This window comes from Micromonospora citrea (assembly GCF_900090315.1).
In the GTDB taxonomy this organism is placed as follows: Bacteria; Actinomycetota; Actinomycetes; order Mycobacteriales; family Micromonosporaceae; genus Micromonospora; species Micromonospora citrea.
Genome location: NZ_FMHZ01000002.1, coordinates 4106471 through 4128405, shown reverse-complemented (window position 1 = coordinate 4128405; position 21935 = coordinate 4106471). Strand labels below are relative to the sequence as shown.

The window sequence follows — 21935 nt, the reverse complement described above, 5'->3', positions numbered from 1 at the left end:
CTTGACCTGAAGTCAGCTTGAGGTTCCAGGATCGACGGCATGCCTCTCTCCCGGACCACGGCTCCCCACGTACGCATCGCCCGCCCGAGCCGCGACCTGACGGCGGCCGAGCGGTTCTGGGTCGGCGGGCTCGGCCTCGACGTGCTGTGGCGCGCCGCCGCCGACGGGCCCGGCGAGCACGACCTGCTGATCGTCGGCCTGCCCGGGGCCGAATGGCACCTGGAACTCGTCGGCGGCGCGCAGCTCGCCGTCGAGCCCGCGCCGACCACCGAGGACCTGCTGGTGCTCTACCTCGACGGCCCGGTCGACGACGAGCTCGTCCGGGAACTGGAACGGGCCGGCGGGACGAGGGTCTCCGCCGGCCCGTACTGGGACCGCTGGGGGGTGACGGTGGCCGATCCGGACGGCTACCGCCTGGTGCTGAGCACCCGGGAGTGGTCGAACGACTGAGTCACTTCCTGCTGAGCACCGCGCGGCCGAAGAAGGCCAGGTTCGACGGGCGCTCGGCGAGGCGGCGCATCAGGTAGCCGTACCACTCGTCGCCGTAGGGGACGTAGGTGCGCACGGTGTAGCCGTCGCCGACCAGCCGGGCCTGCTCCTCCGGCCGGATGCCGTACAACATCTGGAACTCGAAGCGCTCGGGGCCGCGGTCGAACCAGCGCGCCCGGTCCTCGCCGATGGCGATCAGGCGCGGGTCGTGGGTGGCCAGCATCGGATACCCGTCGCCGGACATCAGGATGTTCAGGCAGCGGACGTAGGACTTGTCCACCTCGCGTGCCGACTGGTAGGCCACCGACTCGGGCTCCTTGTAGGCGCCCTTGCACAGCCGCACCCGGGAGCCGGCCGTGGCCAGCTCGCGGCAGTCGGACTCGGTGCGCCGCAGGTACGCCTGGAGCACCGCCCCGGTGGACGGATGGTCCTTGCGCAGCTTCGCCAGGATGTCGAGGGTCGAGTCGGTGGTGGTGTGGTCCTCCATGTCGAGGGTGACCGTGGTGCCCGCCTCGTCGGCCGCCGCGCAGATCGCCCGGGCGTTCTCGTACGCGAGCTGCTCGTCGAACATCTGGCCGAGCGCGGAGAGCTTGACGCTCACCTCGGCGGCCGGCGTGAGCCCCGCGCCGGAGAGCATCCTCAACAGCCGCAGGTATTCGTCCCGGGTGGCGTTGGCCTGCTCGGGGGTGACGGTGTCCTCGCCGAGGTTGTCGAGGGTGACCGCGAGACCGTCGTCGACGAGCTCGCGGGTCGCGCGCAACGCGTCGTCGGTCTTGGCGCCGGCGACGAACCGGCGGACGAGGTCCCGGGTGAACGGGGCCGTCGCGACGAGCCGCTCGACCTGGGATGACCGGGAGGCGGCGAGGATGACGGAACGGAGCATGGACCGAGCGTAACGCCCGGCCAGGCCCCCGCGCCGGGCGGCGGCCAGGGCGCCCGCGCCCAGGTCCCAACCGCGTCACAGGCCCCACCCGCGGGCGGACGCCGGTGGCGTTCATCGGTTACAACCATGACGTGGAACAACGCCCCCGCCGCCGGCTCCGGTCGGCCTCCGTACAGCTCGGCGCGCTCACCGCGCTGGCGCTCGCCCTCACCGCCTGCAACACGACCTCCGACGACGATGACGACGACTGCGCGCTGGGGCCCGCCGGCGGCGACGGCACGGTGGCCGTCGCCCTGCGGGTGCCCGAGGTCTCCGCCGGCCGCGCCGCGCCGGAGCCGACCACCGCGGCCGTTCCCGACCGGGGCGGATTCGGCACCCACCTCGCCGCCTGCGGCGGCTGAGGTGCGCCGCGAGTCCGTCAGCCCCCGCCCGGGCTGGGACGCCACCATCCGTTCCCAGGGCCTGGTGTACGTCGACACCGAGCTGCCCGACGGCGGGATCATGTCGTACTGGGACGAGACGGCCGCGTACGCGTTCGAGCTGGACGAGGTGCTCCGGCTGGAGGAGGCGACGGAGGAACTGCACCGGATGTCGGTGGCCGCCGCCGAGCACGTCGTCGCGCGCCGCCGGCACGCCGAGTTCGGCATCCCGGACTGGGCGGCCGAGGCGGTGGCCCGCTCCCTGCGCGAGTCGCCGCCCTCCCTCTACGGCCGCTTCGACCTCGCCTACGACGGCAGCTGGCCGCCCAAGCTGCTGGAGTACAACGCCGACACCCCGACCTCGCTGGTCGAGGCGAGCATCGTCCAGTGGTACTGGCTGGAGGACACCCGGCCGGAGCTGGACCAGTGGAACAGCCTGCACGAGCGCCTCGTCGGCGCCTGGGCGAAGATCGGCGCCGGCCTGCACGACCGACGGGTGCACGTGGTCTGGTCGAACGAGGAGGAGTCCGGCGAGGACCACATGACCGCCGGCTACCTGGCCGAGACGGCCCGACAGGCCGGGCTGGAGGTCGAGCTCCAGCCCATCCAGGGGCTCGGCTGGGACGGCCGGCGCTTCGTCGACGCGGCGGACCAGCCGGTCACCACCTGCTTCAAGCTCTATCCCTGGGAGTGGATGGTCGCCGAGCCGTACGGGCCGCCGGCGCTGGAGCCGGGCACCCCGACCACCTGGATCGAGCCGGCCTGGAAGCTGCTCCTGTCGAACAAGGCGCTGCTCGCCGTGCTGTGGGAGCTGTACCCGGGCCACGAGCTGCTGCTGCCGGCGTATCTCGACTCGCCGCGCGGAATGTCCGAGTACGTGGCGAAGCCGCTGCTCGGCCGGGAGGGCGCGTCGGTGCGGATCGTCACCGGCGGCGGCGAGATCACCAATCCGGGGATCTACGGCGACGAGGGCTTCTGCTACCAGGAGTTCCGCGCGCTGCCGGAGTTCGACGGCAACCGGACGGTGCTGGGCAGCTGGATCGTCGACGGCGAGTCGGCCGGCGCCGGGCTGCGGGAGAGCGCAAGCCTCATCACCGACGGCTACGCGCGGTTCCTGCCGCACTACATCGACGCGCCACGGGGCTGACGAGTCGACTACCGTTGGGGGCGTGAACTTCGACGCGTACGCCCGGACCGGCGTCGACCTCGTCAACGCCCGCCTGGACGACCTCGACGACCTGCGAGCCCTCTTCCCCGAAGACAACGCGTGGATGCGCGACGAGGTGGCGGAGCGAGACCTCGCGACCTTCCGGCGGGCGCAGAAGCGCCTGCGCGACGTCTTCGAGTACGGCACCTCCGGGCGGGACGCCCAGGCGGTGACCGAGCTCAACGCCCTGCTGGAGGCGTTCCCGGTGCAGCCGCGCATCTCCGGGCACGACTCCAGCGACTGGCACATGCATGTGACCAGCCGGGGCGCCTCGGTCAGCGCCGAATACCTGGCCGGCGCCGTCTGGGGCCTGTCGGTGTGGCTCTGCGAGTACGGCAGCGCCCGCTTCGGGGTCTGCGCCGACGAGCGCTGCGGCAACGTCTACCTGGACACCTCGTCCAACTGCTGCCGGCGGTTCTGCTCGGAGCGCTGCGCCACCCGCTCGCACGTGGCCGCGCACCGCGCCCGCAAGCGCGCGGCGGTCGGCGAGCAGGCCGGCGCGGCCGCCAAGGAGTCCCTCACCACGGTCGTCTGACGCCGCCCGAGGTCGCGCCCGGCTGGCGGGGGCCGAACCCGTCGAAGGCGGCCAGGAAGCCGGCCGGCGGTCAGGCGTCGACCGGCGGTCAGGCGTCGACCGGGGACGGGGTGCCCAGGTGCTGGCGGGCGAACGCCAGCGCCTCGCGCAGGTCGGCCTCCCGCACGGCGCGGCTCTTCGCGCCCCGGGTGGTGACCTCGACGGCGACCGAGCCGGTGAACCCGCGCCCGGCGAGCGAGGAGAGCAGCTCGGCGCAGGGCTGGTTGCCGCGCCCGGGCACCAGGTGCTCGTCGCGCCCCTCGCCGGTGCCGTCGCCGAGATGCACGTGCGTCAGGCCGGCGCCCATCCGGTCGGCCATCGCCAGTGCGTCGGTGTGCGAGGCGGCGCAGTGCGACAGGTCGAGCGTGTAGGAGGCGTAGCCGGTCTCGGTGGGGTCCCAGCCCGGGACGTACGGGACGAACTGCCGGCCGGCCATCCGCACCGGGTACATGTTCTCCACCGGGAAGCTCAGGTCCGGAAACTCGGCGGCGATCGCGCCCAGCCCGTCGGCGAAGTTGCGCGCGTAGTCCCGCTGCCAGGTGAACGGCGGGTGGACCACGACAGTGGGCGCACCGAGCGTCGCCGCCATCTCGGCGGAGCGGCGCAGCCGCTCCCACGGGTCCGGGCTCCACACCCGCTGGGTGACCAGCAGGCAGGGCGCGTGGACGGAGAGCACCGGGACGCCGTAGTGCTCGGCGAGCCCGCGCAGGGCGCCGACGTCCTGGCTGACGGCGTCGGTCCAGACCATCACCTCGACACCGTCGTAGCCGAGCGCCGCGGCCAGCTGGAACGCCGCCGCGGTCCGCTCAGGAAAGACCGAGGAACTGGAGAGGAGCACCGGAACGCGGGAAGTCACACCATCGAGGGTAGCCGCGATCGATCGACACCTCATGACGAGAGCCCGCAAAGCGCCCAGATCACCCGGAACCGAGCTGGTCGAGGCGGCGCAGGATCACGCCCTCGCGCAGCGCCCACGGGCAGATGTCCAGCGCCTCCACGTCGAGCTGGCGCAGTACCGCCTCGGCGACCACCGCGCCGGCGAGCAGCTGGTGGGCCCGGCCGGGGCTGACCCCCTCCAGCTCGACGAGCTGGGCCGGCGCGATGTGCCGGACGAACCCGAGCACCTGCCGCAGCCCGCGTCGGGTGAGCCGGCGCGGGGCCCACAGGCCCGCCCCGGAGGGCGCGGCCCCGGCCAGCCGGGCCAGCGTCCGGAACGTCTTCGAGGTGGCCACCGGTCGGTCCCAGCCCACCTCGGTCATCCGCGCGACGACGGGCTCCAGCCGCCCGTCGACGTACCCCCGCAGCTCGTCGACCGCCTCCGCCGGCGGCGGGGCCGCGCTGTCCGGGTCCGCCCGGAGCCGGTCCCGGGTGAGCCGGCCGGCGCCGAGCGGCAGGGACACCGCCACGTCCGGGTCCTCGTCGATGCCGGCGGCGATCTCCAGGGAGCCGCCGCCGATGTCCAGCACCAGCAGCCGCCCCGCCGACCAGCCGAACCAGCGCCGCACGGCGAGAAAGGTCAGCCGGGCCTCGTCGGCGCCCGGCAGCACCTCCAGGCGTACGCCGGCCTCGTCGCGGACCCGCGCGAGCACCTCGGGGGCGTTGGTGGCGTCCCGGACGGCGGAGGTGGCGAACGCGATCAGGTCGTCGGCGTCCAGCCCGGCGGCGGCCGCCTTGGCCATGCTGACCGCCTTGACCAGGCCATCCGCGCCCGCCTCGGTGAGCGCGCCGTCCGGGCCGACCTGCTCGGCGAGCCGCAGCACCACCTTCTCGGAGTGCGCCGGCCACGGGTGCGCGCCGTGGTGGGCGTCGACCACCAGCAGGTGCACCGTGTTGGAACCGACGTCGAGGACACCCAGTCGCATGCCCAAGACACTAGGGGCAACGCGATCGCGCGGCTCGGCGGACCGGGCCGGCCTCCGGGCGTACGCTGGGCCGGGTGACAGGGCAGATCGAACTCCGAGTGCTGGTGGACGACCCGGACGACCCGCGCAGCCGCGAGGTGCCGCTGGACTTTCCCCGGGAGTGGATCGAGTTCGTCGACCCGGCGGACGAGAGCCACCTCGTCCGGGCCGACCTCACCTGGCTGTTGTCCCGCTGGACGTGCGTCTTCGGCCGGGGCTGCCACGGCATCGTCGCCGGCCGGGCCGCCGACGGCTGCTGCTCGCACGGCGCGTTCTTCACCGACTCCGACGACGAGCAGCGGGTCCGGGCCGCGGTGAAGCGGCTGAGCCCGGCGACGTGGCAGCACCACCGTCGCGGGTTCAAGAACTGGACCGAGAACGACACCATCGACGGCAAGAACCCGGCCCGCCGCACCGCCACCCAGGGGGCGGAGGGCCCGTGCGTCTTCCTCAACGACGCCGACTTCCCGGGCGGCGCCGGCTGCGCCCTGCACGCGCAGGCGCTGCGCGACGGGGTGCACCCGCTGGAATACAAGCCGGACGTCTGCTGGCAGTTGCCGATCCGCCGCGACCAGGAGTGGGTCAAGCGACCGGACAACACCAAGGTGCTGGTCTCCACGCTGGCCGAGTTCGACCGGCGGGGCTGGGGCGCTGGCGGGCACGACCTGGACTGGTGGTGCACCTCCTCCACCGACGCCCACGTCGGCACCGAACCGATGTACGTCTCCTACGGGCCCGAGCTGACGGCGCTCATCGGCGCGCCCGCGTACGCGAAGCTCGCCGAGCTGTGCGGCGCGCGCAGCCGGGGAGGCATGGTCGCCCCGCACCCCGCCGACCCCGCCTGACGCGACGAGGGGCCCGCCGACGCGCGGGCCCCGTCTCGGCGTACGCCGGTCAGGGCTCGAACTTGTAGCCCAGCCCCCGCACGGTGACGATGTAGCGCGGCGCGGACGGCTCCGGTTCGATCTTGGAACGCAGCCGCTTGACGTGCACGTCGAGGGTCTTGGTGTCACCGACGTAGTCGGCTCCCCAGACCCGGTCGATGAGCTGCCCCCGGGTCAGCACCCGGCCGGCGTTGCGCAGCAGCAGCTCCAGCAGCTCGAACTCCTTGAGCGGAAGCTGCACCGGGGCCCCGTCGACGGTCACCACGTGCCGCTCGATGTCCATCCGGACCGGGCCGGCGGCGAGCGTCGGCGCGCCCGACTCGGCGGCCTCGGCGCTCTGCCGGCGCAGCACCGCACGGATCCGGGCAACCAGTTCCCGCGGCGAGTACGGCTTCGTCACGTAGTCGTCGGCGCCGATCTCCAGGCCGACCACCTTGTCGATCTCGCTGTCCCGCGCGGTGACCATGATGATCGGCACGTGCGAGCGCTGGCGCAGCTGCCGGCACACCTCCGTGCCGGACATCTCGGGCAGCATCAGGTCGAGCAGCACGATGTCGGCGCCGGTCCGGTCGAACTCGGTGAGGGCGGCGGGGCCCGTCGCGGCGACGGAGACCTCGAAGCCCTCCTTGCGGAGCATGTACGACAGGGCGTCGGAGAACGACTCCTCGTCCTCGACCACCAGAACGCGGCTCAACGGGGATTTCCTTTCCATTGCTGTCAGACCTGCCGGAGCTCGGCCGGGCCGGCCTCGATCCCAGCGGACGGCAGTGTCGCCAGGATCTCGTCGGGGGGGCTGGCGGGCAGCCGCAGGGTGAACGTCGACCCGCCACCAAGGGTGCTCGACACCTCGACCCGCCCGCCATGGTTGCCGGCGATGTGCTTGACGATCGCCAGCCCCAGGCCGGTGCCGCCGGTCGAGCGGGACCGGGCCTGGTCGGCCCGGTAGAACCGTTCGAAGATGCGGTCGACGTCGGTCGGGGCGATGCCGATGCCCTGGTCGGCAACGGCGATCTCCACGTGCTCGTCGTCGGCGCGGGCGGTGATCCGGACGGTGGTGTCCTCGCCCGAGTAGTTGATGGCGTTCTCGACCAGGTTCGACACCGCCGTGGCGAGCTGGGTGTCGCTGCCGTGGACCGTGAGGCCCCGCTCCCCGTCGACGACCACGTCGATCCGGCGGGCGGCGGCGGAGGTGCGCGTCCGGTCGACCACCTCGGCGATCACCCAGTCGACGGCGACCGGCTCCGGGGGCGGCTGCGGCTCGGCGCCCTGGAGCCGGGTCAGCTCCAGCAGCTCCTGCACCAGGCGGCCCAGCCGGGTCGACTCGTGCTGGATCCGCTCGGCGAAACGCCTGGCGGCGACGAGGTCCTCGGAGAGGTCGGGCGCGCCGGCGCCGGCCGGCTCGGTGGCGTCCAGCAGGGCTTCGGCGAGGAGCTGGAGGGCGCCGATCGGGGTCTTCAGCTCGTGGCTGACGTTGGCCACGAAGTCCCGGCGCACCCGGGCCAGCCGGTGCGACTCGGTGACGTCGGCCGCCTCCACCGCGATGTAGCCCGCGCCGAGCCCCATCGCCCGCAGGTGCACCCCGAGCGGGTTCACCCCCGTGTTGTCGCGGCCGCGCGGCAGGTCCAGCTCGATCTCGCGCCGCACCCCGGTGCGCCGCACCTGCCCGGCGAGCGTACGGATCAGCGGGTGGGCGGCCACGGAGCCGGGAGTCGGGCCGGTGCGGAGCAGCCCCATCGCGCGGGCGGCGGGGTTGACCAGGACGGGCAGGTCCTCGGGGTCGAGCACCACCACCCCCGCCCGGAGGGAGTCGATCGTCCGGCGGCCGAGCCCGGACTGCGGATCCTCGGCTATCGGGAGCCTCCCACGCGTGAAGGGGAAGCCGGACCGGCTCCCCGGCGAGGTGGAGCGTCGGCGCAGCGCGGGGACGAGCCGGGGCAGCAGCGCCCCGGCGACCAGCCCGGCCACCAGCCCCACGGCCAACGCGACCGTCACCGCCCACTCCACCCGGCGATCGTAGGGTCATTGTTAACCTGGCAACCACCACAAAAGGTGTGAATCACTCGCGCTTCCGGGAAAGTTCACTCCCGCGTCCGGCGTCGTTCACCGGGGTTCACCTCGGGTCCGCCCCGCCCGACCTACCGTGGGCGGCGCACTGCCCCGCGCCGCCCACGCGGCGGCGACCACCGACCACAGGACGTGACAATGCGCGAGGAGTTCCGGGCTGACCTGCAGATCGTCAGCCAGCTGCTGGTGGACATGGCGGAGGGGGTCCGGGCCGCGATGCGGCAGGCCACCCACGCCCTGCTCACCGCGGACCGCCGGGCGGCCGAGACGGTGATCGAACGGGACGCCGAGATCGACGACCTCTACCGGCACGTCGAGGAGCGGGTCTGCGACCTGCTCGCCCGGCAGGCGCCGGTCGCCTCCGACCTGCGCGCGATGATCACCGCGCTGCACGTCGCCGCCGACCTGGAGCGGATGGGCGACCTCGCCGACCACGTCGCCAAGACCGCCCTGCGCCGGCACCCCTCGCCGGCCGTGCCGGCGGAGCTGCGGCCGATCTTCATTGACATGGCCGCCACCGCCGACCGGATGGCCGTCAAGATCGGCTCCGTGCTCGCCAAGCCCGACGCGGACCTCGCCGCCGAACTGGACCGCGACGACGACACCATGGACGACCTGCACCGGAGCCTGTTCGGGGTGCTGCTCGGCGAGGACTGGCCGTACGGGGTGGAGACCGCCATCGACGCCACCCTCCTCGGCCGCTTCTACGAGCGCTTCGCCGACCACGCCGTCAACGCCGGCGAGCACGTGGTCTACCTGATCACCGGGGAGACCCCGCCCGCCGCGAGCTGAGGTGTGCGGAAGGGCCCCCGTCGACGACGTGCGACGGGGGCCCTTTCCGTGCGCGTCAGCGGCCCTGGTTGGCGACCGCGGCGGCGGCGGCCTTGGCGGCGGCCGGGTCGAGGTAGGTGCCGCCCAGGGTGAGCGGGCGCAGCTGCGGGTCGAGGTCGTAGCGCAGCGGGATGCCGGTGGGGATGTTCAGCTTGGCGATGGCCTCGTCGCTGATCTGGTCCAGGTGCTTGACCAGGGCGCGCAGCGAGTTGCCGTGCGCGGCCACCAGCACCGTCCGGCCGGCCAGGATGTCCGGCACGATCGAGTCGTACCAGTAGGGCAGCATCCGCTCGACGACGTCCTTGAGGCACTCGGTGCGCGGCATCAGCTCGCTCGGCAGCAGCGCGTAACGCGGGTCGCCCACCTGCGAGAACTCGTCGTCGTCCGCGATGGGCGGCGGCGGGGTGTCGTACGAGCGACGCCAGAGCATGAACTGCTCCTCGCCGTACTCCTCCAGGGTCTGCTTCTTGTTCTTGCCCTGCAGTGCGCCGTAGTGCCGCTCGTTGAGCCGCCACGACCGCCGCACGGCGATCCAGTGCCGGTCGGCCGCGTTGAGCGCCAGTTCGGCGGTGCGGATCGCGCGGCGCATCACGCTGGTGTGCACCACGTCCGGCAGCAGGCTGTGCTCGCGCAGCAGTTCGCCGCCGCGGCGCGCCTCGTTCTCGCCCTTCTCGGTCAGGTCGACGTCGACCCAGCCGGTGAAGAGGTTCTTGGCGTTCCAGTCGCTCTCGCCGTGCCGCAGCAGGACCAGCGTCCCGACGGTGGGCCCCTCGCTCGCAGTCATGCCGATCATCCTGCCGCACGTCGCCTCGGAACACGCGGGCAGTGGTCGTGACGACCACCACGTGGAAAAGGCGATGACCGGGAAACGGACCCGACACTAGGTTGTAAGGCGCAACAATCACAGCAGTCATTACGCGAGCGGGGGCGCCGACGTGCGGACGATGCGGGGTTGGTTCCGGGAGACGACGGGCGGGCTGCCGGTCGCCTTCTGGTACCTCTGGGCGGGCACGCTGATCAACCGCCTCGGCTCGTTCGTCCTGATCTTCCTCGCCATCTACCTGACCCAGGAGCGCGGCTTCTCGGCGTCCCAGGCGGGCCTCGTGATCGGGCTCTGGGGCGTCGGCGGCGCCGTCGGCACCACCGTCGGCGGCACCCTGGCCGACCGCTGGGGCCGCCGGCCGACCCTGCTCACCGCGCACCTCGGCGCGGCCGTCATGATGCTCTCCCTCGGCTTCGCCGAGGAACTCTGGGCGGTCGCGCTCGGCGCGCTGCTGCTCGGCACGTTCGCCGAGGCGGCCCGCCCCGCGTTCGGGGCCATGATGATCGACGTGGTGCCGGAGAAGGACCGGCTGCGCGCCTTCTCGCTGAACTACTGGGCGATCAACCTCGGCTTCGCCTGCGCGGCCGTCCTCGCCGGCCTCGCCGCCGAGGCGGGCTACCTGCTGCTCTTCGTGGTGGACGCGACCACCACCGTGATCACCGCGCTCATCATCTTCGTCAAGGTCCGCGAGACGCGGCAGCCCTCCGCCGCCGCCCGCCACAAGGGCGCCGGGGCGCCGGCCGGGGCGCTGCGCACCATCCTGACCGACCGCGTCTTCCTGGGCTTCGTGGTGCTCAACCTGTTCGGCGCGCTGGTCTTCCTCCAGCACATCTCGATGCTGCCGATCGCGATGGGCGAGGACGGCCTGAGCCCCGCCACGTACGGCTCGGTGATCGCGCTCAACGGGGTGCTGATCGTGGCCGGTCAGCTCTTCGTACCCCGGCTGATCAAGGGCCGCAGCCGGTCGCACGTGCTCGCCCTGGCCTCGGTGGTGATGGGCGTCGGCTTCGGCCTCACCGCGTTCGCCGACGCCGCCTGGCTCTACGGCCTGACCGTGCTGATCTGGACCGTCGGCGAGATGCTCAACTCGCCCTCCAACGCCACCCTGATCGCCGAGCTCTCCCCCGGCGAGCTGCGCGGCCGCTACCAGGGCGTCTTCTCGCTCTCCTGGCAGGTGGCCGGCGCCGTCGCGCCGGTGCTCGGCGGGCTGGTCCGGGAGCAGGCCGGCAACACGCAGCTCTGGCTCGGCTGCGCCGCGATCGGCGCACTCATGGCGATCGCCCACCTGGTCTCCGGCCCGGCCCGCGAGCGGCGCGCCGTCGCCCTGCGCGGCGCCACCGGGACCGTGGTGCCGGTGACGGCGATCCAGCCGCCCGCCCCGGAGGCGGCCGAGGCGGCGGCCACCGCCCCGGCCGAGCCGGTGACGCCCGGACGGGACGCCGACGGCCGGGTTGTGCTGGGCGACGTGCCAGGCCGTGGACAGCCGGCCGAGCCGGTGACGCCCGGGCGGGACGCCGACCGGTCGGGCGGCCCGCGCCGCGAGGCCGAGCCGACCAGCGCGCGGTGATCGGAAATTCACTGGCACGGCGCATCCGGAGTTCCTACGGTCCAGGCTGAACCGTAAAGAAACTTTCTGGAGGACGAGTGCGGGCCCTGCGTCGCTGGCTGGACGACACCGTGGGCGGCCTTCCCGCCACCTTCTGGTACCTCTGGGCCGGCCTGCTGATCAACCGGGCCGGCGCGTTCGCCATGCTCTTCCTGTCGCTCTACCTGACCGAGGCGCGCGGCGCGAGCGAGGCGCTGACCGGCACGGTGGTCGGGGCGTACGGGCTGGGTGGGGCGGCCGGCGTGCTGCTCGGCGGGGTGCTGGCCGACCGGTGGGGGCGCCGCGCCACCCTGCTCGCCGCCCACCTGGGCACCGCCGGGCTGATGGCGGCGCTGGCCTTCAGCCGGCACCTCGCGGTGATCGCCGCGCTCGCCGCCCTGGTCGGGGTGGCGCACTCGATGCCCAGCCCCGCCTTCGTCGCCGCGATCGTCGACGTGGTGCCCGAGCAGCGCCGCTCGCGCGCCTTCAACCTCCAGTTCTGGGCGTTCAACCTCGGCATGGCGGTGGCGTCGCTGCTGGCCGGCCTGCTCGCCGAGGCGAGCTTCGTCGCGCTCTTCCTGGTCGACGCCGCCGCCACCCTGGCCGCCGCGGCGGTGATCGGCTGGAAGGTCCCGGAGACGCTGACCCGCGTACGCGCCGCCGGGCCGACGGAGCGCGGCGGGCGGGCGACCCGGCAGCGGCGGGTACGCGCGCCGGGCCTGCACACGGCGCTGACCGACCGCACCTTCCTGGTCTTCGTGGGTCTGACCTTCGTACTGGCCGTGCTGACCATGCAGACCTCGACGATCATGCCGCTGGCCATGCGGGCGGACGGGCTGCGGCCGTCGGCGTACGGCGCGGTCGTGGCGCTCGGCGGGCTGCTGATCGTGGTGGGGCAGCTCTTCGTGCCGCGGCTGATCGACCGGCACCGCAAACACCACGTCCTGGCCGTCTCGACCGGTCTGCTGGCTGCCGGCTTCGCCGCCCTCGCCGTCGCCGACGAGCTGGCGGTCTACCTGGCGGCGGCGGTGGTCTGGACCATCGGCCAGATGCTCGCCGCCCCGCCGAACGCCCAGATCAACGCCGACCTCGCCCCGCCCGAGCTGCGCGCCCGCTACCAGTCCGTGTTCTATCTGGCGTTCCCGGCGGCGTCGTTCGTGGCGCCCACGCTGGGCGGGGTCAGCCTGCAGTACCTCGGGGACCGGCACTGGCTCATCGTCGGCGGGCTCGGGCTGCTGGCCGCCGGCTGCCACCTGCTGACCGGCCCGGCCCGCGACCGTCGGGTCGCCGCGCTGCGCTTCGCCCAGGCACCCGCCCGGACTCCCGCCCCGGTCCGTTGACGGCGAAAGCAGAGCGCCCACCACGACCGGTGGTCGTGATGGGCGCTCGCACGGTATGACCGGCGGCGGCGGGCGATACCCACCCCCGTAGGCGTCGCCCGCTCGCGCCGCCGGTCCAAACAGGTGGCCACCGTCCCCCAACGGTGTTGTTCCACCCGTCCCCTGCGCCTCGCTCGGTGCACGGACCTGAGCGATCCGCCGCTCCCCCGAACGTTTCCAAGCGTGGCGCGGTGCAATAAAGTTAGTTCGCCCGGATTACCGATACAAGCCGGATGGGCTGTCTCGCCGATCACAGCGCCGGTGTCCCGCCCGGGTCTCGCCCTTGGCGGCCCTCCTTCGTGGCCAACAGCGGATACCCGTCGACCATTCCGTCAAACACGTCAGGCGTCCTCCCGATCGGGGGATTCGGTGCGGAAGAAGTTGCTCGGCCGTCCGTCGCGGAGCTGCTCCTGGTAGATCAGGTTCAGCTTGCGCTCGTCGAACGTGCGGAACCACTCGTCCCAGGTGATCTCGCGCACGCGGCTGCTCTCGCGGTAGCCCGGCATGTTGAAGGTGAGCACGCCGGCCCGGCCCTCCCGCTCGGTACCCGCGATCGTCGCCGGCTTCGCGCCGCGCTCCCGCGCCCAGCGCCGGATCACCTCGTGATTGGTGGTGACCAGGCTGCGGCCGGGGCGCTCCGGCCGGTCGGCGACGGAGGTGATCGGCTGCGACGAACGCACCGACCGCGAGGCGCTCCGCCCGGTACGGACGGGGGTCGACCTCGTCGCCGTACCGCCGCCCGCCGAGCCCGTCCGCGCCGACGCGGTGGTCTTCGTCGCCGTGGTCTTCCGGGCCGCCGGCGCCGCCTTCCGCGCGGCGGCGGCCTTCTTCGCGGGGGCGGCCTTCGCGGCGGCCTTCCTCGCCGGGGCCTTCTTCGCCGGCGCGGCCTTGTTCGCGGCCTTCGCCCGGCTCGGGGCCGCCTTGCCCGCGGCCCGGCCCGTCGCCGCCTTCTTGGTGGCGGCGGCCCGGCCGGCCGACGCCTTCGCGCCCGTCGCGCGGCCGGCGGGCCCGGTGCTGCGCCGGGCGGCCCCACCCGACGGACGCTCCGCCCGCAGGGTCCGCGCCAGCGTCTTCACCAGTTCCGGCTTGCGCAGCGCGGAGATCCCGGAGACTCCGCGCCGGCGGAGCTGCCCCCGGATCTCGTCCACCTTCATCCGCGAGATCTCGGACTCGGAGATCCCCGGCGTGTTCGGGGTCTGGTTGCCCGCCTGCCGTTTCGTCCTGGTCGCAGTCCCGCCGCGACCTGAGCTGTTCCGCTGAGCCATGGGACGCTCACGCTCCTCGACAGTTGGTCCTCGGCGCGCGGCGGGTCCCAGTGCCGCACCGCGCGGTGCGGCATACCCGTCAGGACCGGTCCGAACCTCGCCGAGGGCTCCCGGCGCTACCCGGCGGCGCGCCCCGAGCCGGCGTCGCGTCCCGAGCCGGCGTCGCGTTCCGAGCCGGCGGCGCGTTCCGAGCCGGCGGCGGCGCCCGGGCCGGCGGCGGACGGCTCGAAGAGGTGCGCGAACGCCGCGAGGTTCGCGGTGGACTCGCCCCGCTTGACCCGCCACTCCCACTCCCGGCGGATCGAGCTGCCGAAGCCGATCTCCAGCATCGTGTCGAAGGACTCGTCGGAGTACGTCAGCACCGCGCCGAGCAGCCGGTCCAGCTCGTCGGCGTCGACGCCCGCAGGGTTGACCCGGCCGGTCAGGTAGACGTCGCCGACGGCGTCGATGGAGAAGGACACGCCGTACATCCGGGCGTTGCGCTGCAACAGCCAGGCCCACAGCTCCTCGCGCCGCTCGTCCGGCTGGCGCATCACGAACGCCTCGATCCGCAGCGCGTGCTCGCCGACGATCAGGTTGCAGACCGTCTTCAGCTTGTGGGTGCCCGGCAGCGTGACCGCGTACGAGCCCGGGCCGGTCGACTCCCAGGCCAGCTCCCGCTCGTCGCAGACCGCCTCGATCAGGGCTGCAAGATCACTCTTCGCGCTCATCGGACCCACTCTACGGCCGCCGACGACCCGCCACCGGGTGGCGGCGACCCGTCACCAGGAGCAGGACATGGCCGCGCCGCCGGCCAGCTCGGAGGCGAGCCGGGCGCGGTGCTCCGCGATCGCCTCGCCGTAGACGGCGAGCAGCCCCGAGGCCGTCCGGTGCCAGGAGAAGCCGCGGGCGTGCCGGGCCGCGCCCCGGGACAGCTCGGTCCGGCGGAGCCGGTCCGGCAGCAGCCGGGCGAGCGTACGGGCCCAGTCGACCGGGTCGTGGCCGTCGACCAGCACGCCGCTGACCTGATCGCGGACCGCGGTCACCAGGCCGCCGACGGCGGCGGCCACGACCGGCGTGCCGCACGCCTGCGCCTCCAGCGCCACCAGCCCGAAGGACTCGTTGTAGGACGGCACGGCGACCAGGTCCGCCGCCCGATAGAGGGCGGGCAGGTCGTCGCCCGTCTGCGGCGGCAGGAACCGCACCCGGTCCGCGACCCCGAGCGAGGCGGCCAGTTCCATCAGGGCCGTCGGTCGGTCGAGGCCGCTGCCGCTGGGGCCCCCGCAGATCACCACGGTCAGCTCGTCGGCGAGCGCCGGATCGCGCTCGCGCAGCGCCGCCGCGGCGCGGACGAGCACGTCGGGCGCCTTCAGCGGCTGGATCCGGCCGACGAAGGCCACCACGTACCCGGAGGCGGGCAGCCCCAGCCGGCGGCGGGCGGCGTGCCGGCGGCTCTCCGGAGCGGGACGGAACCGGTCCAGGTCCACGCCGGGCTGGACCACCGTCACCTGGGCCGGGTCCGCGTCGTACCGGTCGATGAGGTCCCGGGCCTCGACGGCGGTGTTCGCGACGAGGCGGTCGGCCTCGGCGACCACCTGCTCCTCGCCGATGACGCGGGCCTTGGGCTCCGGCCGGTCCCCCGCGGCGAGCTGGGCGTTCTTGACCTTCGCCAGGGTGTGCGCGGTGTGCACCAACGGCACCCCCCAGCGCTCCTTGGCCAGCCAGCCGACCTGGCCGGAGAGCCAGTAGTGGGAGTGGATCAGGTCGTAGTGGCCCGGCGGGCGGGACGCCTCGGCGCGCAGCACGCCGGCGGTGAAGGCGCAGAGCTGGCCCGGCAGCTCCTCCTTGGTGAGCCCTTCGAGAGGGCCGGCGGTGACGTGCCGGACGTGCACCCCGGGCGCGGTCTCGACGACCGGGGGCAGGTCGCCGGAGGTGGCGCGGGTGAAGATCTCCACCTCGACGTTCGCCTCCGCGAGCCGCCGCGCGACCTCCAGGATGTAGACGTTCATGCCGCCCGCGTCGCCGGTGCCCGGCTGGTGCAGGGGAGAGGTGTGCACCGAGAGCGTGGCGATCCGCCGGGGGCGGGGCCACGGACGCGCACCGCGCTGACGACCGACACCGGTGTGCACTTCCGCCACGTCCGCTCCCTCTGTCACGGTTTATGCCGTCCCGCACGCCCGGCGCTTTTCGGACAACGTCCTCGCCGGATGTCATCTTCCCGATCCGGCCCCCGTGATGCGCGGAGACGACCCCCGGGCGTGACGGACCTCATCACCGGGCCGGCGCCGCCCGTCGCGGCGCCCGGGTGAGAATGGCCGGATGACCTCTGTCGCCGTCGTCACCGGAGCGTCCAGCGGGATCGGCGCGGCCACCGCCCGCCGGCTCGCCGCCGAGGGTTTCCACGTGCTCGCCGCCGCGCGGCGTACCGACCGGTTGGCCGCCCTCGTCGCCGACATCGAGGCGGCGGGGGGCACGGCCACCGCCGTGGCCTGCGACGTCACCTCCGACGAGTCGGTGGCCGGGCTCGCCGAGGCCGCGGCCGCCGCCCCGGGGCCGGTCACCCTGCTGGTCAACAACGCCGGCGGCGCGCGCGGTCTGGACCCGGTCGAGTCCGGGTCGGTCGGCGACTGGCAGTGGATGTACGACGTCAACGTGCTCGGCACGCTGCGCGTCACCCAGGCGCTGCTGCCCGCGCTGGAGGCGTCGGGGGCCGGCACCATCGTGATCGTCTCCTCCACCGCCGGCTTCACCGTCTACGAGGGCGGGGGCGGCTACACCGCCGCCAAGCACGCGCAGACGGCCGTCGCCGGCACGCTGCGCCTGGAGCTCTGCGGCCGGCCGGTCCGGGTGATCGAGATCGACCCCGGCATGGTCAAGACCGACGAGTTCGGGCTGGTGCGCTTCGGCGGCGACAGGGAGAAGGCCGAGGCGGTCTACGCCGGCGTCGCCGAGCCGCTCGTCGCCGACGACGTGGCCGACTGCGTCGCCTGGTGCGCGACCCGCCCGCAGCACGTCAACGTCGACCGCCTCGTGGTGCGCCCGCTGGCGCAGGCCGCCCAGCACAAGGTGCACCGGGCCGGCTGAGCCGGCGCGGACGATGGCGGGCACGGCGCGGCACCGGCCGCTCGGCGTGGTGACCCGGGGGACGACCAACCCCAACCGGCTGCGCCGGGTGGACAACTGGATCGTCGAGACCTGCGGCGGGGCGCTGCGCGAGGCCGCCGACCCGCTGGTGGTCGACCTCGGCTACGGCGCCACCCCCGTCACCGCCGTCGAGCTGCGCGCCCGGCTGGCCGCTGGGGTCCGCGCCGACGTGCGGGTGGTCGGGCTGGAGATCGATCCGGTACGCGTGGCCGCCGCCCAGCCCTCCGCCGACCCGCCCCGGTTGACCTTCGCCCGCGGCGGGTTCGAGCTGGCCGGGCTACGGCCCGCCCTGGTCCGCGCGTTCAACGTCCTGCGCCAGTACGACGAGCGCGAGGTGGCCGACGCGTGGCGGACGATGACCGGCGCGCTGGCCCCGGGCGGGCTGCTGGTGGAGGGCACCTGCGACGAGCTGGGCCGGCTCGGCGGCTGGGTGCTGCTCGGCGCCGACGGCCCCCGCACGCTCACCCTGGCCGCGAAGCTCACCACCCTCGGCACCCCGGCGGAGCTGGCCGAACGCCTGCCCAAGGCACTGATCCACCGCAACGTGCCCGGCGAGCGGATCCACGACCTGGTCGGAGCGCTGGACGACGCCTGGCACGCCGCCGCCGGCTACGCCCCGTTCGGCCCCCGCCAGCGCTGGCTGCGCGCCGTCGCCGCCGTACGCGAGGCGGGCTGGCCGGTCCTCGACGGCCCCCGCCGCTGGCGCCACGGCGAGCTGACCCTCCCCTGGCCCGCCGTCGCCCCCACCTGACCCCTCCCCGGCCCCTCCGCGCCCCCCTGACTCTCCGCGATCTTGCACTTTCGGCCCGCGTTTCGCGCCTTTACCCCGCTTCGCCCGGGCAGCAAGTGCAAGATCACGGGAGGGTCGGGGGCGGGGGCGGGAGTGGGTCAGATGGCGCAGTTGACGAGGACCGGCTCGGGGTGGAGCGTGACGCCGAAGCGGCGGTGGACGCCGTCGCGGATCTCCCGGGCCAGCTCGACCAGGGCGGCGGTGCTGGCGGTGCCGCCGCGGTTGGTCAGGGCGAGGGTGTGCTTGCTGGAGATGGCGGTGCCCTCCGGGCCGGGGTGGCCCTTGCCGAAGCCGGCCTTGTCGATCAGCCACGCCGCGCTGACCTTGACCATGTCGCCCGGGCAGGGCCAGGACGGCGGCTCCCCCAGCTCGGCGGCGCGCTCGCGCAGCAGCTCGTACGCGGTCGCGTCCAGCACCGGGTTGGTGAAGAACGAGCCGACCGAGCGGGTGTCCGGGTCGCCTGCGTCGAGCACCATGCCCTTGCCGGCGCGCAGCCGCAGCACGGTGGCCCGGGCGTCGGCCAGCGGCACCCGCTCCCCCACCTGCACGCCGAGCGCCCGGGCCAGCTCCGCGTAGCGCACCGGGCCGGACAGCGGCGAGCGGGCGAGCCGGAAGTCGACCGAGAGCACCACCCAGCGGTCGCTGTACTTGAAGATGCTGGACCGGTACGCGAAGCCGCAGTCGGCGGCGGCGATCCGCCCGACGGTCCCGTCGACCCGGTCGTGCACCTGGACGCCGGTGACGGTCTCGGCGACCTCCTGCCCGTACGCGCCGACGTTCTGGATCGGGGTGGCGCCGGTCGAGCCGGGGATGCCGGAGAGGCACTCCAGCCCGGACCAGCCGTTGGCCACGGTGGTGGCGACGAGGTCGTCCCAGGGCTCGCCGGCCTCGACGCGCACGGTGACCGTCTCGGCGTCCTCGGCGACCACCCGCAGGCCGCGCGAGCGGACCAGGACCACCGTGCCCGGGAAGCCGTCGTCGCCGATCACGACGTTGCTGCCCCCGGCGAGGACCAGGACGGGCTCGTCGCGGTCGCCCGCCTCCCGCACCGCCCGGACGATCTCGTCGGCGTCGGTGCCGGCCACGACCCGTCCGGCCGGGCCGCCGAGGCGCAATGTCGTGTATCGCGCCAGTTCGCACGTATCGGTGGGTTCGGCTCCCGTTGTCGGCTGGGCGTAGACGTCTGACACGCCTCTCACCCTAGGCTGAGGGGTAGCCGCGGCGCCCACTGGTGGCCCGGTCACCCCCGGGAGGATGGCGATGAGCAGACTGCACGGCACGAAGGACTTCTGGATCGGCGCACTCCGGGCCGAGGGCCCCGCGTTCGCCGCGGCGGCGGCCGAGGCCCCACCGGAGACACCGGTGCTGTCCTGTCCCGGCTGGACCGTCGCCGACCTGACCCTGCACCTGACCTCCATCTACCGCTGGGTGCACTCGTTCGCCGGCTCCGGCGCGACCTCCCCGTCGCCGGGGAGGTCCACGCCCATCGAGCCGGAGCCGGGCGTCGCGCCGCTCCAGCTCTGGCAGCAGGCGTACGACCAGTTGATGACCCTCTTCGACGCCCTCGACCCGGAGGCGCCGGCCTGGAACTGGGCGCCGCAGCCGAAGAAGGCGGGCTTCTGGCCGCGCCGGATGGCGCACGAGACCGCGGTGCACCGCTGGGACGCCCAGCTCGCGATCGCCGCCGGCGAGCCGGTCGAGGCGAAGCTCGCCGCCGACGGGGTGGGCGAGGTGCTGGACACCTGGCTGCCCGCCGGCCGCCGCCGCACCGCCGGCCAGTGGCACGGGGTCGTGCAGCTCTCGGCGGTCGACGCCGCCCAGCAGTGGTTCCTGCGGCTGCGCGGCGAGGGGGTGGCCCTGCTCGACACCGCGACCATCTTCGACCACGACGACCACCGCGCCCGGGTCCAGGTCAGCGGCACGGCGAGCGACCTGCTGCTCGCGCTCTGGGGCCGGGTCAGCTTCGACACGCTCGACGTGGCCGGCGACCGCGCCCTGCTCGAGGGCCTCCGGGTCGGCTGACCTCCGCGCGGAGCCGGGCCCCGAGGGCTTCGCGTAGTCGCGCACCGACGCCGGCCGCACCCGGCGACGACACCGGCGGACGGGCCGGGCGAGCGCACCACCGACGACAGTGGCCGTCCCCGACCGAGGGGGCGGCCACTGTCGTGCGCGCGCCCCGGCCGGGCGGGTCGGTTCCGGTCCGAACGCGCCGCCGGCATCCGGGGGAGAGCGCTCTCTTGACACCGGACCCGCCAGCCCCCACCCTGTCGTGAGAGCGCTCTCTCAGCTCTGCTCCACCACCTTCCTCACCACCTCAGACGACCTGAGAGGGGTCCGAAAGCATGGGTGTCCTTCCGCGCCGCCGCCTGGCGGCGGTGGCCCTCGTCGCCGCCACCGCGCTGTTCGCCACCGCCGGCTGCGCCGGCGACGGCGAGCCCGCCGACGACGGCAAGATCACGCTGACGGTCGACGTGTTCAGCCAGTTCGGCTACGACGAGCTCTACAAGGAGTACATGGCCAGCCACCCCAACGTGAAGATCGTCGAGCGGGGCACCGGCACCAACCTCGACGACTACTCGCCCAAGCTGACCCAGTGGCTCGCCGCGGGCAAGGGCGCGGGCGACGTCGTCGCCATCGAGGAGGGGCTGATGGTCGAGTACAAGGCCAACCCCGACAACTTCGTCAACCTGCTCGACCACGGCGGGGCCGAACTCCAGGGCAACTTCCTGGAGTGGAAGTGGAAGGGCGGGATGACCCAGGACGGCAAGCTGATCGGCCTGGGCACCGACGTCGGCGGCATGGCGATGTGCTACCGCAAGGACCTGTTCGCCAAGGCGGGGCTGCCCACCGAGCGCGACGCGGTGTCGAAGCTCTGGCCGACCTGGCAGGACTACATCAAGGTCGGCGAGCAGTTCAAGGCGAAGAACACCGGGGCGTCGTTCCTCGACGCCGCCACCAACATCTTCAACACCATCGTGCTCCAGACGGCGGGCAACTCGCAGGGTCACCACTACTACGACACCAACGACAACCTGGTGGTGGACAGCAACCCGGCCGTCCGGCAGGCGTGGGACACCACGATGGACATCATCGACTCCGGCCTCTCCGGCAAGTACGGCTCCTGGTCCGAGGAGTGGGTCTCGGCCTTCAAGCAGGCCAAGTTCGCCACCATCGCCTGCCCGGCGTGGATGACCGGCGTCATCGAGGGCAACGCCGGCGCGGAGGCCAAGGGCAAGTGGGACATCGCCCGGGTGCCCGGCAACGGCGGCAACTGGGGCGGGTCGTGGCTCGCCGTACCGACCCAGAGCAAGCACCGCGCCGAGGCGATCGAGCTGGCGAAGTTCCTGACCAGCGCCAAGGGCCAGATCGGGGCGTTCAAGGCCAAGGGCCCACTGCCCTCCTCGCCGCAGGCGCTGGCCGATCCCGCGATCGTCGACGCCAAGAACCCGTACTTCTCCGACGCCCCCGTCGGGCAGATCTTCGGCGAGGGCGCCAAGACCCTGAAGCCCGTCTACATGGGGCCGAAGAACCAGGCCGTACGCACCGAGGTCGAGAACGCCGTCCGGACGGTGGAGCTGGGCCAGCGCAAGCCCGAACAGGGCTGGACGGACGCGGTGAACAACGCGAAGAAGGCCGCCGCCAAGTAGCCCGAGCCGGAGTGCGGGCGGGTGGGCGCCGGGGGCGCCGGTCCCGCCCGCACCGTGGAAAGGAGTGTTCG

At 73.7% G+C, this 21935-nt stretch carries 21 protein-coding genes and 1 pseudogene; 12 read left to right on the top strand and 10 right to left on the bottom strand.

The window, feature by feature from the left end:
• Nucleotides 1-39 precede the first annotated feature (39 nt).
• Nucleotides 40-450, top strand: coding sequence for a VOC family protein (locus GA0070606_RS18955; RefSeq protein WP_091102166.1), 411 nt, complete (start codon nucleotides 40-42; stop codon nucleotides 448-450).
• A gap of 1 nt (nucleotide 451) precedes the next feature.
• On the opposite strand, the gene GA0070606_RS18950 is transcribed toward GA0070606_RS18955, so the two are convergent.
• Nucleotides 452-1372, bottom strand: coding sequence for a proline dehydrogenase family protein (locus GA0070606_RS18950; RefSeq protein ID WP_091102161.1), 921 nt, complete (start codon nucleotides 1370-1372; stop codon nucleotides 452-454).
• 131 nt (nucleotides 1373-1503) lie between these two features.
• Between GA0070606_RS18950 and GA0070606_RS18945 the strand changes: the two genes are divergently transcribed.
• From GA0070606_RS18945 to GA0070606_RS18935, 3 genes are read left to right on the top strand one after another with little or no spacing between them, the layout of a single operon-like run.
• Nucleotides 1504-1773, top strand: a complete 270-nt coding sequence (locus GA0070606_RS18945) for a hypothetical protein (RefSeq protein ID WP_091107891.1) — start codon at nucleotides 1504-1506, stop codon at nucleotides 1771-1773.
• Between the two features lies 1 nt (nucleotide 1774).
• The gene (locus tag GA0070606_RS18940) at nucleotides 1775-2938 is read left to right on the top strand and encodes a glutathionylspermidine synthase family protein (protein WP_091102157.1); all 1164 of its coding nucleotides are present in this window, start codon (nucleotides 1775-1777) and stop codon (nucleotides 2936-2938) included.
• A 22-nt stretch (nucleotides 2939-2960) separates the two neighbouring features.
• Entirely contained in the window at nucleotides 2961-3533 is a 573-nt protein-coding gene (locus tag GA0070606_RS18935; RefSeq protein ID WP_091102153.1) for a CGNR zinc finger domain-containing protein, read from the top strand.
• An 88-nt stretch (nucleotides 3534-3621) separates the two neighbouring features.
• Here GA0070606_RS18935 and GA0070606_RS18930 read toward each other — a convergent pair whose 3' ends face one another.
• Nucleotides 3622-4428, bottom strand: coding sequence for a sugar phosphate isomerase/epimerase family protein (locus GA0070606_RS18930; protein WP_176737362.1), 807 nt, complete (start codon nucleotides 4426-4428; stop codon nucleotides 3622-3624).
• Between the two features lie 61 nt (nucleotides 4429-4489).
• Nucleotides 4490-5434: a Ppx/GppA phosphatase family protein gene (locus tag GA0070606_RS18925; protein ID WP_091102147.1), complete on the bottom strand. Its 945-nt coding sequence runs from the start codon at nucleotides 5432-5434 to the stop codon at nucleotides 4490-4492.
• 74 nt (nucleotides 5435-5508) lie between these two features.
• On the opposite strand from GA0070606_RS18925, the gene GA0070606_RS18920 reads away from it, so the two are divergent.
• Nucleotides 5509-6318 (top strand): DUF3109 family protein, encoded by an 810-nt coding sequence (locus GA0070606_RS18920; RefSeq protein WP_091102143.1) that lies wholly within the window; start codon nucleotides 5509-5511, stop codon nucleotides 6316-6318.
• Nucleotides 6319-6367: 49 nt separating this feature from the next.
• Here the strand turns inward: GA0070606_RS18920 and GA0070606_RS18915 are convergent, their stop codons facing one another.
• Both GA0070606_RS18915 and GA0070606_RS18910 read right to left on the bottom strand, forming a co-directional pair.
• The gene (locus GA0070606_RS18915) at nucleotides 6368-7051 is read right to left on the bottom strand and encodes a response regulator transcription factor (RefSeq protein WP_091102139.1); all 684 of its coding nucleotides are present in this window, start codon (nucleotides 7049-7051) and stop codon (nucleotides 6368-6370) included.
• A 23-nt stretch (nucleotides 7052-7074) separates the two neighbouring features.
• The gene (locus tag GA0070606_RS18910) at nucleotides 7075-8361 is read right to left on the bottom strand and encodes a sensor histidine kinase (protein ID WP_091102136.1); all 1287 of its coding nucleotides are present in this window, start codon (nucleotides 8359-8361) and stop codon (nucleotides 7075-7077) included.
• Nucleotides 8362-8559: 198 nt separating this feature from the next.
• Between GA0070606_RS18910 and phoU the strand changes: the two genes are divergently transcribed.
• Entirely contained in the window at nucleotides 8560-9213 is a 654-nt protein-coding gene (gene phoU, locus GA0070606_RS18905; RefSeq protein ID WP_091102132.1) for a phosphate signaling complex protein PhoU, read from the top strand.
• A gap of 55 nt (nucleotides 9214-9268) precedes the next feature.
• Here phoU and GA0070606_RS18900 read toward each other — a convergent pair whose 3' ends face one another.
• Nucleotides 9269-10036: a phosphoglyceromutase gene (locus tag GA0070606_RS18900; protein WP_091107889.1), complete on the bottom strand. Its 768-nt coding sequence runs from the start codon at nucleotides 10034-10036 to the stop codon at nucleotides 9269-9271.
• 151 nt (nucleotides 10037-10187) lie between these two features.
• Here GA0070606_RS18900 and GA0070606_RS18895 point away from each other — a divergent pair.
• Nucleotides 10188-11507: pseudogene (locus GA0070606_RS18895) on the top strand (MDR family MFS transporter); the annotation flags it as partial.
• Nucleotides 11508-11719: 212 nt separating this feature from the next.
• Nucleotides 11720-13000, top strand: coding sequence for an MFS transporter (locus tag GA0070606_RS18890; protein ID WP_091102125.1), 1281 nt, complete (start codon nucleotides 11720-11722; stop codon nucleotides 12998-13000).
• Between the two features lie 380 nt (nucleotides 13001-13380).
• Here the strand turns inward: GA0070606_RS18890 and GA0070606_RS18885 are convergent, their stop codons facing one another.
• The 3 genes from GA0070606_RS18885 to mshA all read right to left on the bottom strand — a co-directional run bounded on the left by GA0070606_RS18885 (nucleotide 13381) and on the right by mshA (nucleotide 16421).
• Nucleotides 13381-14304, bottom strand: a complete 924-nt coding sequence (locus GA0070606_RS18885) for a hypothetical protein (RefSeq protein ID WP_091102121.1) — start codon at nucleotides 14302-14304, stop codon at nucleotides 13381-13383.
• A 116-nt stretch (nucleotides 14305-14420) separates the two neighbouring features.
• Nucleotides 14421-15014, bottom strand: a complete 594-nt coding sequence (locus GA0070606_RS18880) for a type III secretion system chaperone family protein (protein WP_091102116.1) — start codon at nucleotides 15012-15014, stop codon at nucleotides 14421-14423.
• Between the two features lie 51 nt (nucleotides 15015-15065).
• Nucleotides 15066-16421 carry a D-inositol-3-phosphate glycosyltransferase gene (mshA, locus tag GA0070606_RS18875; protein ID WP_091102111.1) on the bottom strand — a complete coding sequence of 452 codons (1356 nt, stop codon included), beginning with the start codon at nucleotides 16419-16421 and terminating at the stop codon, nucleotides 15066-15068.
• Between the two features lie 181 nt (nucleotides 16422-16602).
• Here mshA and GA0070606_RS18870 point away from each other — a divergent pair, with 181 nt between their 5' ends.
• Nucleotides 16603-17367, top strand: coding sequence for an SDR family NAD(P)-dependent oxidoreductase (locus tag GA0070606_RS18870; protein ID WP_091102108.1), 765 nt, complete (start codon nucleotides 16603-16605; stop codon nucleotides 17365-17367).
• A gap of 13 nt (nucleotides 17368-17380) precedes the next feature.
• On the top strand, nucleotides 17381-18178 hold the full coding sequence (locus GA0070606_RS18865) for a class I SAM-dependent methyltransferase (RefSeq protein ID WP_091102105.1): 798 nt from the start codon (nucleotides 17381-17383) through the stop codon (nucleotides 18176-18178).
• A 137-nt stretch (nucleotides 18179-18315) separates the two neighbouring features.
• Here the strand turns inward: GA0070606_RS18865 and GA0070606_RS18860 are convergent, their stop codons facing one another.
• Nucleotides 18316-19407: a UDP-N-acetylmuramate dehydrogenase gene (locus tag GA0070606_RS18860; protein WP_091102101.1), complete on the bottom strand. Its 1092-nt coding sequence runs from the start codon at nucleotides 19405-19407 to the stop codon at nucleotides 18316-18318.
• Nucleotides 19408-19477: 70 nt separating this feature from the next.
• Between GA0070606_RS18860 and GA0070606_RS18855 the strand changes: the two genes are divergently transcribed.
• Complete coding sequence (locus GA0070606_RS18855) at nucleotides 19478-20239, top strand: maleylpyruvate isomerase family mycothiol-dependent enzyme (protein WP_091102097.1); 762 nt, start codon at nucleotides 19478-19480, stop codon at nucleotides 20237-20239.
• A gap of 320 nt (nucleotides 20240-20559) precedes the next feature.
• Nucleotides 20560-21864, top strand: a complete 1305-nt coding sequence (locus GA0070606_RS18850) for an ABC transporter substrate-binding protein (RefSeq protein WP_091102093.1) — start codon at nucleotides 20560-20562, stop codon at nucleotides 21862-21864.
• The last annotated feature ends 71 nt before the right edge of the window (nucleotides 21865-21935 follow it).